Genomic DNA, 14,816 nt, shown 5'->3' with positions numbered 1-14,816 from the left:
AGAGATTCACATGCAGAAATTCACCGTGCACAAGGGCCTCGTGGCCCCCATGGACCGCGAGAACGTCGACACCGACGCGATCATTCCCAAGCAGTTCCTGAAGTCGATCAAGAAGACCGGCTTCGGCGTGAACCTGTTCGACGAATGGCGCTACCTGGACGCCGGCTTCCCGGGACAGGACCCTGCGAGCCGCAAGCCCAACCCCGACTTCGTGCTGAACCAGCCGCGCTACGCGGGCGCCTCGGTGCTGCTGGCGCGCAAGAACTTCGGCTGCGGCTCGTCGCGCGAGCACGCGCCGTGGGCGCTCGACCAGTACGGCTTCCGCGCGATCATTGCGCCGAGCTACGCCGACATCTTCTTCAACAACAGCTTCAAGAACGGCCTGCTGCCGATCGTGCTGTCCGAAGCCCAGGTGGCCCAGCTGTTCGACGAGGCCGCAGCCTTCCCCGGCTACTCGCTGACCATCGACCTGGAACGCCAGGTGGTGGTGAAGCCCGATGGCGGCGAACTCGCGTTCGACGTGCAGGCTTTTCGCAAGTACTGCCTGATCAACGGGCTGGACGACATCGGCCTCACGCTGCGCCACAAGGACAAGATCAAGGCCTTCGAGGCCGAGCGCCTGGCGCAGAAGCCGTGGCTCGCGCATACGATGCTCGCGAACGCCTGAGCGTCGCTCTCTTTCATCTCTTCAACACACGACAAAAATGAAAATCGCAGTTCTCCCGGGTGACGGCATCGGCACCGAAATCGTGGCCGAGGCCGTCAAGGTGCTCGACGTGCTCGACCTGAAGTTCGAGATGGAATCGGCGCTGGTCGGCGGTGCGGCCTACGAGGCACACGGCCATCCGCTGCCGGAGTCGACGCTCAAGCTGGCCAAGGAATCCGACGCGGTGCTGTTCGGCGCCGTGGGCGACTGGAAGTACGACAAGCTCGACCGCCCGCTGCGGCCCGAGCAGGCCATCCTGGGGCTGCGCAAGAACCTGGGCCTGTTCGCCAACTTCCGCCCGGCCATCTGCTACGAGCAGCTGGTGGACGCGTCGAGCCTGAAGCCCGAGCTGATCGCGGGCCTGGACATCCTGATCATTCGCGAGCTGACCGGCGATATCTACTTCGGCCAGCCGCGCGGTCGCCGCACGGCGGTCGACGGGCACTTCCCGGGCGCCGAGGAAGCCTTCGACACGATGCGCTACTCGCGCCCCGAGGTCGAGCGCATCGCGCGCGTGGCCTTCGAAGCGGCCCGCAAGCGCAGCAAGCGCGTGACCAGCGTGGACAAGGCCAACGTGCTCGAGACCTTCCAGTTCTGGAAGGACATCGTCACCGAGATCGGCAAGGAGTACCCGGACGTCGAGCTCGACCACATGTACGTCGACAACGCGGCCATGCAGCTCGTGAAGGCGCCCAAGAAGTTCGACGTGGTGGTCACCGGCAACATGTTCGGCGACATCCTCTCGGACGAGGCCGCGATGCTCACCGGCTCCATCGGCATGCTGCCCTCGGCCTCGCTCAATGCGAGCAACCAGGGCCTGTACGAGCCCAGCCACGGCAGCGCGCCCGACATTGCTGGCAAAGGGGTTGCCAATCCTTTGGCTACAATCCTGTCCGCTGCCATGATGCTCCGCTTCTCACTCAACCAACCCGAGGCTGCCGACCGTATCGAGTCGGCGGTGAAGCACGTGTTGGCCTCCGGGCTGCGCACGGGCGACATCTGGTCGGAAGGCACGAAGCGCGTCGGCGCCCGCGAAATGGGCGACGCGGTCGTTGCAGCAATCACCAAAAAGACGATTACCGGCTAACCGCAGCCCGCTTCGTCACGCCCCTCCCCGGCTCGACGAGTCGGGGGCAAAAAAAAGACAACTTTTCTTTTTTCATAAGGGCAAACTGAAATGGCGAACGCATCTCAACCTCTGGTCGGCCTCGTAGGCTGGCGCGGCATGGTCGGCTCGGTCCTGATGGACCGCATGCAGGCCGAAGGCGACTTCGGTCTCATCGAACCGATCTTCTTCTCGACCTCCAACGCGGGCGGCAAGGCCCCGGCGATGGCCAAGAACGAAACCGCGCTGAAGGATGCGAACGACATCGAGGCACTGAAGAAGTGCGACATCGTCATCACCTGCCAGGGCGGTGACTACACCAGCGAGGTGTTCCCCAAGCTGCGCGCCGCCGGCTGGAACGGCCACTGGATCGATGCCGCCTCCACCCTTCGCATGAAGGACGACGCGATCATCGTGCTCGACCCCGTCAACCTGCCGGTGATCGAGAACGCGCTGGCCAAGGGCGGCAAGAACTGGATCGGCGGCAACTGCACCGTGAGCTGCATGCTCATGGGCGTGGGCGCCCTCTACAAGGCCGGCCTGGTCGAGTGGATGACCAGCATGACCTACCAGGCGGCCTCGGGCGGCGGCGCGCAGCACATGCGCGAACTGCTGACCCAGTTCGGCACGCTCAACGCCGAAGTGCGCGCCCTGCTGGACGACCCGAAGTCGGCCATCCTCGAGATCGACCGCAAGGTGCTGCACAAGCAGCAGAACCTCAGCGCCGCTGAAACGGCCAACTTCGGCGCGCCTCTGGGCGGCTCGCTGATCCCCTGGATCGACAAGGACCTGGGCCTGGGCAAGAGCCAGGACGATGCCGAATGGGGCATGTCCAAGGAAGAGTGGAAGGGCGGCGCCGAGACCAACAAGATCCTCGGCCAGGGCGCGGGCTTCGGCACCGCCGCCACGCCGGTCGACGGCTTCTGCGTGCGCATCGGCGCCATGCGCTGCCACAGCCAGGCCCTGACCTTCAAGCTCAAGAAGGACGTGCCGCTGGCCGACATCGAGGCGATGATCGCTGCCGACAACCCCTGGGCGAAGGTCGTGCCGAACACGCGCGAAGCCACCGTGAAGGACCTGACGCCGGTGGCGGTGACGGGCACCATGAACATTCCGGTCGGCCGCATCCGCAAGCTGGCCATGGGCCCGGAATACGTGGGCGCCTTTACCATCGGCGACCAGTTGCTGTGGGGTGCCGCCGAACCGCTGCGCCGCATGCTGCGGATCTTGCTAGAAGCCTGATGCGGACTGCTCAGGGCCTTTTGAAACAAGAATTGTTGCCATATGGCAACAGTCAATGTGTTCGTAAGTATGCGCGCACTGGGTAGAACAGGCGCATTGCCTTGTCAGTGCCTGGTGTTGATGCTAACGTCCTCTTACAAATTCTGGGCCTGAGCCGCCCCTATCAGCATGACAAGACATCTGTTGCCTGCGGCCAGCCCATCGGCCGCTCGCCCGCCCCTCCCGTCCAACGGCTGGCGTCTCTCCATCCTTGGCGCGGCGGCAGCCGTGGCCCTGGGCATCGCCAGCACCGATGCCAGCGCCTTCGCGCTGGGTCAGCTGAAGGTGCAGTCGGCGCTGGGCGAGCCCTTGCGTGCCGAGATCGACGTGACCGAAATAGCCGCCAACGAGGCGGAAGGTCTGAAGATCAACATCGCGACCGCCGCTGCGTTCAAGAGCGCCGGCGTCCCCTACAACTCGGCGCTCAGCGACGTCAAGGCAACGCTGCAACGCCGCGCCGGCGGCCAGTACGTCGTGCGGCTGAGCGGCAACCGCCCGTTGAACGATCCGTTCATCGACCTGTTGCTCGAAGCCAACGGTTCGTCGGGCCGCATCGTGCGCGACTACACCGTGCTGCTCGACCCGCCGACCGCGCGCCAGGCTGCCGCAAGCGCGGCGGCTGCAGCAGCGCCCATCGCACCCCAGATCGCAACGCCCGTCGAACGCTCCACGTCGGCGGCACGTGCACGCCGCGAGCGTGCCGCGCCCCCAGTGGTGGCAACGGCGCCCGACGCGCCCGCCACTGCTGCGCCGGCACCGGCACCCGCCGCCGCAGCCCCTGCCACGGCAACCGCACCGGTCCGCACCAGCGGTGGTGGCGGCGAACAGGTCACCGTGCAGCGCGGCGACACCGCCAGCAAGATCGCCGGCGCCCACAAGCCGGCCGACGTGTCGCTCGACCAGATGCTGGTCGCGCTGCTGCTGGCCAACCCCGACGCATTCGTCGGCGGCAACATCAACCGCATGCGCGCCGGCGCGGTGCTCGACCTGCCGGGCTCGGCCGAAGCGTCGGCCGTGCCGCCCGCGGAAGCGCGCCGCACCGTGACCGCGCAAAGCCGCGATTTCGGCAGCTACCGCCAGCGCCTGGCCGAGAACGCCCCCACGTCGAACGTGGCGGCCGCCAGCCGCAAGGCCTCGGGCAAGCTGCAGGCCAACGTCGAAGACCGCAATGCCGCGGCCAGCGCCCCCGACAAGCTCACCATCTCGCAAGGCAGCGCCTCCACCCGCGCCGCCGACGACAAGGTTGCGCAAACCCGCCAGGCGCAGGACAACAGCACCCGCGTCGCGGAACTGTCGAAGAACATCAACGAGCTGAACAAGCTCAAGTCCGGCAGCGGTGCCGGTGCCACGGCGCCTGCCGCCGCTGCGCCCGCAGCGTCCACGCCGGGCATCCCGGTTCCCGCGCCGTCCACCGGCGCGAGCCCGACGCCCGCAGCCGCGAGCCCTGCCCCTGTTGCCGCGGCCCCCGCGCCGGCACCGGTGGCTGCTCCGGCACCTGCCGCTGCAGCAACGCCCGCCGCAGCAGCACCGGCACCGGCTGCCCCCACGCCCGAAGCCGTCGCCGCAGCCCCGGTTGCCGTCGAGACGCCGCCCGCTGCCGGCGCAGTTGCAGCAGGCACCGACGCCGCAGCCGTGCCCGCAACGGCCGCCGCCAGCGCCGCAGTGGCCGCACCCGCGGCCCCGAAGCCGGCTGCCAAGAAGGTCGTGGCACCGCCGCCCCCGCCGGAACCCACCTTCCTCGAGGAACTGCTCGACAACCCGCTGATGCTCGCCGGTGGCGCGTTGATCGCGCTGCTGATCGGCTTCCTGCTGTACCGCGTGCTGGGCCGCCGCCGCGAGGAAATGAGCGAAAGCGTGTTCCTCGAAAGCCGCATTCCGAAGGACTCGTTCTTCGGCGCCAGCGGCGGCGAATCGGTCGACACCAAGAACCGTGGCGACTCCACCGTGTCGTCGCTGTCGTACTCGCCGAGCCAGCTCGACGCGGGCGATGTCGATCCCGTGGCCGAAGCCGACGTGTACCTGGCCTATGGCCGCGACCTGCAGGCAGAAGAAATCCTGCGCGAAGCGCTGCGCCTGAACCCGGACCGCACCGCCATCCACCTGAAGCTGCTCGAAATCCACGCCAAGCGCCGCGACGTGCGTGCCTACGAAAGCCTGGCCACCGAAGTGCACAAGCTGACGGGCGGCCTGGGTTCCGACTGGAACCGCGTGGTCGACATGGGCAAGGATCTCGATCCGGGCAACCCGCTGTACGAATCGGGCACGTCCCGCAGCGGCAGCGCAAGCGCCGCCGAAACGGCCGCCTTTGCCGGCGCTCTGGCCTCGGCCGCCAAGCCGGTCGCCGTGCCGCCTCCGCCTGCAGCGCCGCCGGTCGCCGTCGCGGCGCCGCCCGCCTTCGTGCCTTCGGTCGCACCGCTGGACTTCGATCTCGACCTGACCACGCCGCCGGCACCGGCTCCGGCACCGGCCCAGAACCACGCACCGGTCGGCGCCAGCCTGCCGAAGTCGGCCTACGCACCCGCTCCGACCACGGCACGCCCCGCGCCGCCGCTGTCGAACGGCCATGCCGCGACGCCCGTGGATCTCGAGAACGATTTCGACACCGCGCCCGGCGCGCTGACGCCCAACACCCTGCCCGGCTCGCTGTCCGACATCGACAACACCCGTCCTGCCATGCTGCGCAATGCGCTGCCGGCCGACTCGGGCTTCATCGAATTCGACATGAGCGCGCTGGCCGGCCTGCCCGCAACGGCACCGACCGCGGCCGCCCCGTCGCGCTCGGCGGAAACGACGCGTCCTTCGCCGATCTCGCACGATGACGACCACGGCGACGAGAGCCCGCACGCCGTCAAGCTCTCGCTGGCACGCGAGCTGCAAGCCATCGGCGACGTCGAAGGCGCCCGTTCGCTGGTCGAGGAAGTCGAAGCCGAAAGCGCCGGCGACCTCAAGACGCAAGCCCGTCAACTGCTCGCCGAGCTGCGCTGAGCTGTTGTCCCTGTCGTTCCTGAATTCGTGAGGCTGGCGTCTTGAGGCTGGCGCTTGGCATCCGCTACAACGGCCAGGCGTACGAGGGCTGGCAAAGCCAGCGCTCGGGCCGCACGGTGCAGGACAAGCTCGAAGCGGCCCTCACGAAATTCGCCGCGCAGCCCATCGGCACGCTGTGCGCCGGCCGCACCGACGCCGGTGTGCACGGGCTGATGCAGGTGGTGCACTTCGACACCACCGTCGAGCGCGAACCCTTCTCCTGGATGCGCGGTACCAACCGTTTCCTGCCCGGCGACATCGCCGTGCAGTGGGCGCACCCGGTGCCCGACGAATTCCATTGCCGCGCCAGCGCCCTGGCGCGCCGCTACCTCTACGTGCTCTCGCAATCGCCGGTGCGGCCCAGCCTCGACGCGGGCCGCGTCGGCTGGTCGATGCATGCGCTCGATGGCGACGCGATGCGCGCCGCGGCCGCGCTGCTGGTTGGCCAGCATGATTTCAGTTCGTTCCGCGCCTCGGCCTGCCAGGCGCGCTCGCCGGTCAAGGACCTGCGGCGCATCGAGATCACGCGCATGGGCGACGGCGAGCGCTGCCGCTGGCATTTCGAGTTCGAGGCCGATGCCTTCCTGCACCACATGATCCGCAACCTGATGGGTTGCCTGGTGCGCATCGGCCGCGGCGACGAGCGCGTGGAATGGATCTCCGAGGTGCTGGCAGCGCGCAGCCGCAAGGTGGCGGCGCCCACGTTCTCCGCGGACGGCCTTTATTTCGTGGGTCCGATGTACGACGCCAAATGGGGTCTGCCGGCCGAGGCCACGCTGCAGGCCGGCGGGGCTCCGTATGATGGCCCGCCATGACCGCGACCTGCCCTCCCCGAACCCGCATCAAGATCTGTGGCCTGACGCGTGAGGCCGACGTCGATGCGGCGGTCGAAGCCGGCGCCGACGCCATCGGTTTCGTTCTTTACCCGAAAAGCCCCCGCGCCGTGACGCCCGGGCGCGCCGCCGAACTGGCTTCGCGCCTGCCCCCGTTCATCACGCCCGTGCTGTTGTTCGTGAACGAGGATGCTCCCAAAGTCATAGCAGCACTCTCATGTGTGAAGGGCGCCATCGCCCAATTCCACGGCGAAGAGTCGCCCGGAGAGTGCGAGGAGGCCAGCGGCCCTGGTCGCTTTCGCTACATGCGCGCCGCGCGCATTCCACTGGGGGCTGCCGGAGCCGGCTTCGACCTCGTAAAATACGCGTCCGATTACTCCCACGCCCAGGCCATCCTGCTCGACGCGCATGTCGAAGGTTATGGCGGTGGCGGCAAGGCTTTCGATTGGTCACTTCTTCCACCCGCCGTCGACGCTCACCTCGTCTTGAGTGGTGGGCTCACACCTGCAAACGTGAGCGATGGCATTCGCATCCTGCGGACGCGCTGCAAGTCGCTGTCCGTTGATGTGAGCTCGGGCGTCGAAGTCGACGGCCCGGGGAACAAGGGCCTCAAGGACGCCGGAAAGATCCGGCAATTCGTCGCAGCCGTCAGGGCAGCCGACGCGTCCTTCTCCAGTTAGCCGCCGCAGCCGATCGCTATCGGGCTGCGGCCCATCGATCGAGAACCATGCAAAGCAATTACCAGCAACCCGATGCCACCGGCCACTTCGGCAACTACGGCGGCACCTTCGCGAGCGAAACGCTCACCCACGCGATCAACGAACTGCGCGACGCGTATGCGAAGTTCAAGGACGATCCGGCGTTCCTCGCCGAATTCCACTACGAGCTGAAGCACTTCGTCGGGCGTCCATCGCCGATCTACCACGCCGCGCGCACCAGCCGCGAAATGGGCGGCGCGCAGATCTACCTGAAGCGCGAAGACCTGAACCACACCGGCGCGCACAAGATCAACAACGTGATCGGCCAGGCGATGCTCGCGCGCCGCATGGGCAAGCCCCGCGTGATCGCCGAAACCGGCGCCGGCCAGCACGGCGTGGCCACGGCCACCATCTGCGCGCGCTACGGCCTCGAATGCGTGGTCTACATGGGCAGCCAGGACGTGAAGCGCCAGAGCCCCAACGTCTATCGCATGAACCTGCTCGGCGCCACCGTGGTGCCGGTCGAGTCGGGCAGCAAGACGCTGAAGGACGCGCTCAACGAGGCGATGCGCGACTGGGTGACGAACGTGGAAAACACCTTCTACATCATCGGGACCGTCGCTGGCCCGCACCCGTATCCGACGATGGTGCGCGACTTCCAGAGCGTGATCGGCACGGAATGCATCGACCAGATGCCCGCCATGCTGGCCGCCGACGGAATCACCGGCGAAGCCGAAGGCAAGCAGCCCGACGTGGTCGTCGCCTGCGTGGGCGGCGGCAGCAACGCGATGGGCATCTTCCACCCCTACATTCCGTTCGCGGGCACGCGCCTGATCGGCGTGGAAGCCGCGGGCGAAGGCCTGGACAGCGGCAAGCATTCGGCGTCCATCCTGCGCGGGAGCCCCGGCGTGCTGCACGGCAACCGCACCTACCTGCTGCAGAACGAAGACGGCCAGATCACCGAGACGCACAGCATCAGCGCCGGTCTCGACTACCCCGGCGTGGGCCCCGAGCACGCGTACCTGGCGGACATCGGCCGTGCCGAGTACGTCGGCATCACCGACATGGAGGCGCTCGAGGCCTTCCACTACCTGTGCCGGACGGAGGGCATCATCCCCGCGCTCGAATCCAGCCACGCCGTGGCCTATGCCATGAAGCTCGCGAAGACCATGCGCCCCGACCAGTCCATCCTGGTGAACCTCTCGGGCCGCGGCGACAAGGACATCGGCACCGTGGCCGACCTGTCGGGCGTCGACTTCTACGACCGGCCTTCGATGCGCGGTCTGAGCGTGAAGGGAGGCAAGTGATGAGCCGCATTGCCGCCACCTTCGACGCGCTGAAGAAAGACGGCCGCCGCGCCCTCATTCCCTACGTCACCGCGGGCTTCCCCTTCGCCGACATCACGCCCGAGTTGATGCACGGCATGGTCGAGGCCGGTGCCGACGTGATCGAGCTCGGCGTGCCCTTCTCCGACCCGATGGCCGACGGCCCCGTGATCCAGAAGGCCGGCGAAGCCGCGCTGGCGCTGGGCATCGGCATGAAGCAGGTGCTGGCCATCGTGGCCGCCTTCCGCCAGAAGGACACGGCCACGCCCGTGGTGCTGATGGGCTATGCCAACCCGGTCGAGCGCTACGACCTCGTGCACGGCAAGCAGGCCTTCGTCCGCGACGCGGCCGCGGCCGGCGTCGACGGCCTGCTGGTGGTCGACTATCCGCCGGAAGAATGCGAAGCCTTCGCGGCCGAGCTGAAGGCCGCCGGCATCGACCTGATCTTCCTGCTGGCGCCCACCAGCACCGACGAGCGCATGGCGCAGGTCGCGCGCATGGCGAGCGGCTACGTGTACTACGTGTCGCTCAAGGGCGTGACGGGTGCCGGCCACCTCGATACCGAGGCGGTCGGCCGGATGATCCCGCGCATCCGCCAGCACGTGAGCATCCCGGTGGGCGTGGGCTTCGGCATCCGCGACGCGCGCACGGCGCAGGCGGTCGGCTCGGCCGCCGATGCGGTCGTGATCGGCACCAGGATCATTCAACTCGTCGAAGACCAGCCGCGCGAACGCGTGGTGCCGGCGGTGCGTGAATTCCTCGCGGGCATCCGCGAGGCGCTCGACGCCCTGCCCGCCGCTACCCCCAAGAACGCGGCTGGCCGATAATCGCGGTTGCCCTCACCCCCAGCCCCTCTTCCGCCCTGCGGGAGAGGGGAGCTAATTCGGAGTCCTATGAGCTGGCTTGAAAAACTGCTACCCGCCAAGATCGCACAAACCGACCCGTCGGAGCGCCGCCAGGTGCCCGAGGGCCTGTGGATCAAGTGCCCCGCCTGCGAGACCGTTCTGTACAAGACCGACCTCGAACACAACCAGAATGTCTGCCCCAGCTGCAGCCATCACCACCGCATCGGCGCCCGCGCGCGGCTCGACGCGTTCCTCGACGCCGAGGGCCGCTACGAAGTCGGCCAGGAAGTGCTGCCGGTCGACGCCCTGAAGTTCAAGGACAGCCGCAAGTACCCCGAGCGCCTGAAGGAAGCCCTGGAAAACACCGGCGAGACCGACGCGCTGGTCGTGCTGGGCGGCTCGGTCCACAGCATCAACGTGGTCGTGGCCTGCTTCGAGTTCGAATTCATGGGCGGCAGCATGGGCAGCGTGGTCGGCGAGCGCTTCGTGCGCGGCGTCGAGACCGCCATCGAGCAGAAGGTGCCCTTCATCTGCTTCACCGCCACCGGCGGTGCGCGCATGCAGGAAGGCCTGCTCTCGCTCATGCAGATGGCCAAGACCAACGCCTCGCTCACGCGCCTGGCGAAGAAGGGCCTGCCCTACATCAGCGTGCTGACCGACCCGACCATGGGCGGCGTGTCGGCCGGCTTCGCCTTCGTGGGCGACGTGGTGATCGCCGAGCCCAAGGCGCTGATCGGCTTTGCCGGTCCGCGCGTGATCGAATCGACCGTGCGCGTGACGCTGCCCGAAGGCTTCCAGCGCGCCGAGTTCCTGCAGACCAAGGGCGCCATCGACTTCATCAGCGACCGCCGCGAACTGCGCAAGACCATCGCCAGCACGCTGGCCATGCTGCTGCGCCAGCCGGCCGACGCGGTCAGCTGATCGAACAGGAAGCCGAAGCCGCGCGCAAGCGCAGCCAATGCAAAAGGGCCCGGGTGCGATGCATCCGGGCCCTTTTTCCTGCGCGGTGCAGGTTCAGAACGTCAGTTGGTAGGCAAACACCAGCAGGTTGCCCAGCACGATCGCGATCACCTGCAGCACCACGATGGCGGCCAGCGGCGACAGGTCGACCCCGCCGATCAGCGGAATGAAGCGGCGAAACGGCCGCACCAGCGGGTCGGCCAGGCGCGAGATCAGGTCCAGCAGCATCGGCGAGGCACCCGGGATCCACGACAGCACCGCATAGACCACCAGCAGCGCCGTCAGGCCCGAGACGGCCAGCTGCATCAGCCCGACCAGCGACACCAGCGGCAGGGTCACGATGTGGCCCAGGTTGCCGATGAGCAGCCACAGCAGCAGGAACTTCAGCATCACCAGCAGCCAGGCCGCGATCAGGCTCGCGAGGTCCCAGCGCTTCACCGACGGCACGATGCGCCGCAGCGGCAGCACGATCCAGTCGGTGATGGCGAACACGAAGCGCCCCAGCGGATTGCCGAAGGGCACACGGTGGTACTGCATGTAGAGGCGCAGCAGGCAGGCGCCGCCGAGCAGCCCGATGATCACGTCGAGGAGGAACGAGGGTATCTGGTACAACATGTCGGTTGGGAGAAAGGTGCGGTTGCACGACTGCTCCGATTCTGGCCCACAAGCGCCCCGTCGCCACTCACACTGCCCTACGGAACACCATGCCTTTGCTGAGCGTCGTCCTGCCCACCTGCAACAGCGGCGAGCTCGTCATCGAAACCGTGCAGTCGCTGCTGGCGCAGACCTTCACCGACTTCGAACTGCTGGTCATGGACGACGCGAGCTCCGACGGCACCTGGGAGCGCCTGGCCGCCTTCGACGACCCGCGCATCCGCCGGCACCGCAACGCCTGCAACGTCGGCCTGCCCACCAACATGAACATCGCCATGGCGATGGCGCAGGGCAAGTACCTGGCGCGCGTCGACCATGACGACTGCGCCATGCCCGAGCGCTTCGCGCGGCAGGTCGGCTTTCTCGAGAGCCACCCCGACATCACCGTGGTCGGCAGCCAGCTCGAGCATTTCCAGGACGAAGCAGGCATCACCGGCCTGCCGCTGGACGACGCGACCATCAAGGCGCGCATGGTGTTGGGCGCCGAGTACCTGGCGAACCAGAGCACGCTCGGGCGCCTGGATTTCTACCGCGCGCACGCCCTGCGCTTCGACCCGAACCTCTACGTGGTCGACGACCTCGGTTTCTGGATGGACTGCATGCTGCATGGCGCACGCTTCGCCAACCTGCCCGAGCCGCTCACGCGCTACCGCATCCACGCGAACATGACCTCGCGCACCCTGCGGCTCGACCGGCTCTACGCCTCCAAGGACCGCATCTACCGCCGCTTCCTGCCGCTGCTGTTCCCGCGGCTGAGCGGGCGCGAATGCGAGCACCTGCTGAGCCTGTACCGCATGGCCGAGGACATGCCCCAGACGCTGGCCCACATGGTCGATGTGCACCGCGCGGCGCGCAGCGCGCTGTCCGAGATCGACACCCGCTGGGGCCAGAGCGCCGAAGGTTGCCAGGCGTGCGTCCTGAGCCTGTTGAACCGCGCGCGGCAGGGTTTCGAGGCGCGCGGGATACTGCGCGCGGAGCACGCGGCAGTGCTCGACCTGGTCTTTCAATCCCACTGACTTCGGCCCGAGGTTCACAGCCCGGGCCCCCTCAACGTGCCCCTTCCTCTTTTTCCGCTCGGAACGGTCCTCTACCCCGGCGGCCTGCTGCCGCTTCGCATCTTCGAGGTGCGCTATCTCGACATGATCGGCAAGTGCCGCAAGGCCGACCTGCCCTTCGGCGTGGTGAGCCTCACCAGCGGCAGCGAGGTGCGCAAGGCCGGCGCCGAGGCCGAGAGCTTTGCCGCCGTCGGCACGCTGGCCTCGATCCGGGAATTCGAATCGCCGCAGAGCGGCCTGCTGCAGATCGAGTGCGTGGGCACGCAGCGCTTTCGCATCCGCAGCACCGAACTGCAGAAGCACGGCCTGTGGATCGCCGAGGTGGACCCCGTGGCCGACGACGTCGCGCTCGAGATCCCCGACGACCTGAAGCACACCGCCACCGCGCTGCAGCGCCTGATCGACACCCTCGAGGAGCGTCGTCGCGCCGAGGGCGAGGCCGTGCGCCTGCCCATCGGCGAGCCCTACCGGCTCGGCGACTGCGGCTGGGTGGCCAACCGCTGGTGCGAGCTGGTGCCGATGCAACTCGAACTGCGCCAGCGCCTGATGGAACTCGACAGCCCGCTGATGCGCCTCGAACTGGTCAGCGATCTGCTCGCACGTACCGGTATCACTGAATGAGTTGCTACTTTTTTCATAGCGTATCGCGCAGGATTGACGGGCGATAGGGCCGGCTTTTCTTCAAATCCGATGGGCTAAAATGCCAGCCCCGCGCACGCTCCCGGATGCGCGCCACCCGCCTCCCATGTCCGATCACCTGACCCCTCCCATTCCCACGCCGTCTACGCCTGTAGCGGCACCGGCCGCCACCACGCCCGCCGTCGACGAAAACCAGCTCATCGCCGAACGCCGCGAAAAGCTCAAGCTGCTGCGCACGGCGCAGGCCGAGGGTAAAGGCGTTGCGTTCCCGAACGACTTCAAGCCGGGCCACCGCGCCGCGGCACTCGTCGAGGCGCATGGTGCCACCGAGGCCGAGGCCCTCGAGGCGCAAGCCGTCGCGGTGAGCGTCGGGGGCCGGATGATGCTCAAGCGCGTCATGGGCAAGGCCAGCTTCGCCACGCTGCAGGACGCCACCAGCCGCATCCAGCTGTATGTGACGCGCGACGCGGTCGGCGAGGAAACCTACGCCGAATTCAAGCGTTGGGACCTGGGCGACATCCTGGGTGCCGAAGGCACGCTGATGAAGACCAAGACCGGCGAACTGTCGGTCAAGGTCACCAAACTGCGCCTGCTCACCAAGAGCCTGCGGCCGCTGCCCGACAAGTTCCACGGCATGGCCGACCAGGAACAGAAGTACCGCCAGCGCTACGTCGACCTGATCACCGACGAGTCGGCCCGCGTGCGCTTCACCGCGCGCAGCAAGGCCGTGAGCGCGCTGCGCGAGTTCATGGTGGCCAACGACTTCCTCGAGGTCGAGACGCCCATGCTGCACCCGATCCCGGGCGGCGCGAATGCCAAGCCGTTCAAGACGCACCACAACGCGCTCGACCAGGAGATGTTCCTGCGCATCGCGCCCGAGCTGTACCTGAAGCGCCTGATCGTCGGCGGCTTCGAGCGCGTGTTCGAAATCAACCGGAGCTACCGCAACGAGGGCATCTCGGTGCGGCACAACCCCGAGTTCACGATGATGGAGTTCTACGCGGCCTACTGGAACTACCGCGACCTGATGGACTTCACCGAGACGCTGATCCGCACCATCGCCGACAAGGCCGTGGGCACGCAGCAGCTCACCTACGGCGGCAAGCCGGTCGACCTGACGCAGCCCTTCGAGCGCCTGACGATCCGCGAAGCGATCCTCAAGTACACCGAAGCCGAGGGCGTGGCCCAGGGCGTGGACGACAGCGCCTGGCTCATCCCCGCCCTGCGCAAGCTCGGCCTGAGCGAAGAAAAGGACAAGCTCTCGCAGCGCAGCCTTGCGAGCCTGCAAGTGATGTATTTCGAGGAAACCGTCGAAGAGAAGCTCTGGCAGCCGACCTTCATCATGGAGCACCCGACCGAGATCTCGCCGCTGGCGCGCGCCAACGACGAGCGCCCCGAAGTCACCGAGCGCTTCGAGCTGTACATCACCGGGCGCGAGTTCGGCAACGGCTTCAGCGAGCTGAACGACGCCGAGGACCAGGCCGCGCGCTTCAACGCGCAGGTGGCCGCCAAGGACAGCGGCGACGACGAAGCCATGTTCTACGACCACGACTTCGTGCGTGCGCTCGAATACGGCATGCCGCCCACCGGCGGCTGCGGCATCGGCATCGACCGCCTGATGATGCTGCTGACAGACTCGCCGAGCATCCGCGACGTGATCCTGTTCCCGGCGCTGCGCAGGGAATCTTGAG

The 14,816-nt window shown here is 67.5% G+C and carries 13 protein-coding genes; 12 read left to right on the top strand and 1 reads right to left on the bottom strand.

Annotation, left to right across the window (positions count from 1 at the left end; translation table 11 throughout):
- The first annotated feature begins 10 nt into the window (after positions 1-10).
- The 9 genes from leuD (at position 11) to accD (ending at position 10,738) form a co-directional block, all read left to right on the top strand.
- Positions 11-667: a 3-isopropylmalate dehydratase small subunit gene (leuD, locus tag BM004_RS04470; RefSeq protein WP_093124135.1), complete on the top strand. Its 657-nt coding sequence runs from the start codon at positions 11-13 to the stop codon at positions 665-667.
- A gap of 37 nt (positions 668-704) precedes the next feature.
- On the top strand, positions 705-1,793 hold the full coding sequence (gene leuB, locus BM004_RS04465; RefSeq protein ID WP_093211512.1) for a 3-isopropylmalate dehydrogenase: 1,089 nt from the start codon (positions 705-707) through the stop codon (positions 1,791-1,793).
- Between the two features lie 90 nt (positions 1,794-1,883).
- Positions 1,884-3,053 (top strand): aspartate-semialdehyde dehydrogenase, encoded by a 1,170-nt coding sequence (asd, locus tag BM004_RS04460; protein ID WP_093124130.1) that lies wholly within the window; start codon positions 1,884-1,886, stop codon positions 3,051-3,053.
- Positions 3,054-3,221: 168 nt separating this feature from the next.
- The gene (locus tag BM004_RS04455; RefSeq protein ID WP_093211510.1) at positions 3,222-6,077 is read left to right on the top strand and encodes a FimV/HubP family polar landmark protein; all 2,856 of its coding nucleotides are present in this window, start codon (positions 3,222-3,224) and stop codon (positions 6,075-6,077) included.
- A gap of 41 nt (positions 6,078-6,118) precedes the next feature.
- Positions 6,119-6,931 carry a tRNA pseudouridine(38-40) synthase TruA gene (truA, locus tag BM004_RS04450; protein ID WP_093211508.1) on the top strand — a complete coding sequence of 271 codons (813 nt, stop codon included), beginning with the start codon at positions 6,119-6,121 and terminating at the stop codon, positions 6,929-6,931.
- A complete protein-coding gene (locus BM004_RS04445) occupies positions 6,928-7,629 on the top strand; it encodes a phosphoribosylanthranilate isomerase (protein WP_093124123.1) in 702 nt (233 codons plus the stop codon). Before truA ends, BM004_RS04445 begins: the two co-directional genes overlap by 4 nt.
- A 47-nt stretch (positions 7,630-7,676) precedes the next feature.
- Positions 7,677-8,954, top strand: a complete 1,278-nt coding sequence (trpB, locus tag BM004_RS04440) for a tryptophan synthase subunit beta (RefSeq protein WP_093124119.1) — start codon at positions 7,677-7,679, stop codon at positions 8,952-8,954.
- Complete coding sequence (gene trpA, locus BM004_RS04435) at positions 8,954-9,799, top strand: tryptophan synthase subunit alpha (protein WP_093211506.1); 846 nt, start codon at positions 8,954-8,956, stop codon at positions 9,797-9,799. The genes trpB and trpA overlap by 1 nt, the downstream gene beginning before the upstream one ends.
- Before the next feature lie 66 nt (positions 9,800-9,865).
- On the top strand, positions 9,866-10,738 hold the full coding sequence (gene accD / locus BM004_RS04430; protein ID WP_093124114.1) for an acetyl-CoA carboxylase, carboxyltransferase subunit beta: 873 nt from the start codon (positions 9,866-9,868) through the stop codon (positions 10,736-10,738).
- Between the two features lie 93 nt (positions 10,739-10,831).
- Here accD and BM004_RS04425 read toward each other — a convergent pair whose 3' ends face one another.
- Entirely contained in the window at positions 10,832-11,392 is a 561-nt protein-coding gene (locus BM004_RS04425) for a YggT family protein (RefSeq protein WP_093124112.1), read from the bottom strand.
- Positions 11,393-11,481: 89 nt separating this feature from the next.
- Between BM004_RS04425 and BM004_RS04420 the strand changes: the two genes are divergently transcribed.
- The 3 genes from BM004_RS04420 to lysS all read left to right on the top strand — a co-directional run bounded on the left by BM004_RS04420 (position 11,482) and on the right by lysS (position 14,815).
- The gene (locus BM004_RS04420) at positions 11,482-12,447 is read left to right on the top strand and encodes a glycosyltransferase family 2 protein (RefSeq protein ID WP_093211504.1); all 966 of its coding nucleotides are present in this window, start codon (positions 11,482-11,484) and stop codon (positions 12,445-12,447) included.
- Between the two features lie 36 nt (positions 12,448-12,483).
- Complete coding sequence (locus tag BM004_RS04415) at positions 12,484-13,107, top strand: LON peptidase substrate-binding domain-containing protein (RefSeq protein ID WP_093211502.1); 624 nt, start codon at positions 12,484-12,486, stop codon at positions 13,105-13,107.
- A 124-nt stretch (positions 13,108-13,231) separates the two neighbouring features.
- A complete protein-coding gene (gene lysS / locus BM004_RS04410) occupies positions 13,232-14,815 on the top strand; it encodes a lysine--tRNA ligase (protein ID WP_177206344.1) in 1,584 nt (527 codons plus the stop codon).
- Position 14,816: the final 1 nt, after the last annotated feature.

The sequence above is a fragment of the Variovorax sp. OK212 genome (assembly GCF_900112425.1).
In the GTDB taxonomy this organism is placed as follows: Bacteria; Pseudomonadota; Gammaproteobacteria; order Burkholderiales; family Burkholderiaceae_C; genus Variovorax.
The sequence above is the reverse complement of the archived record's forward strand: the minus strand, read 5'-3'. Positions and strand labels throughout refer to the sequence as shown.

Bases quoted from the DNA above. Each gene is read 5' to 3' on its own strand.
- BM004_RS04420 (WP_093211504.1), top strand. From the start codon at position 11,482: ATGCCTTTGCTGAGCGTCGTCCTGCCCACCTGCAACAGCGGCGAGCTC.
- BM004_RS04455 (WP_093211510.1), top strand. From the start codon at position 3,222: ATGACAAGACATCTGTTGCCTGCGGCCAGCCCATCGGCCGCTCGCCCG.
- BM004_RS04425 (WP_093124112.1), bottom strand. From the start codon at position 11,392: ATGTTGTACCAGATACCCTCGTTCCTCCTCGACGTGATCATCGGGCTG.
- asd (WP_093124130.1), top strand. From the start codon at position 1,884: ATGGCGAACGCATCTCAACCTCTGGTCGGCCTCGTAGGCTGGCGCGGC.
- trpB (WP_093124119.1), top strand. From the start codon at position 7,677: ATGCAAAGCAATTACCAGCAACCCGATGCCACCGGCCACTTCGGCAAC.
- BM004_RS04445 (WP_093124123.1), top strand. From the start codon at position 6,928: ATGACCGCGACCTGCCCTCCCCGAACCCGCATCAAGATCTGTGGCCTG.
- accD (WP_093124114.1), top strand. From the start codon at position 9,866: ATGAGCTGGCTTGAAAAACTGCTACCCGCCAAGATCGCACAAACCGAC.
- leuD (WP_093124135.1), top strand. From the start codon at position 11: ATGCAGAAATTCACCGTGCACAAGGGCCTCGTGGCCCCCATGGACCGC.
- trpA (WP_093211506.1), top strand. From the start codon at position 8,954: ATGAGCCGCATTGCCGCCACCTTCGACGCGCTGAAGAAAGACGGCCGC.
- leuB (WP_093211512.1), top strand. From the start codon at position 705: ATGAAAATCGCAGTTCTCCCGGGTGACGGCATCGGCACCGAAATCGTG.
- lysS (WP_177206344.1), top strand. From the start codon at position 13,232: ATGTCCGATCACCTGACCCCTCCCATTCCCACGCCGTCTACGCCTGTA.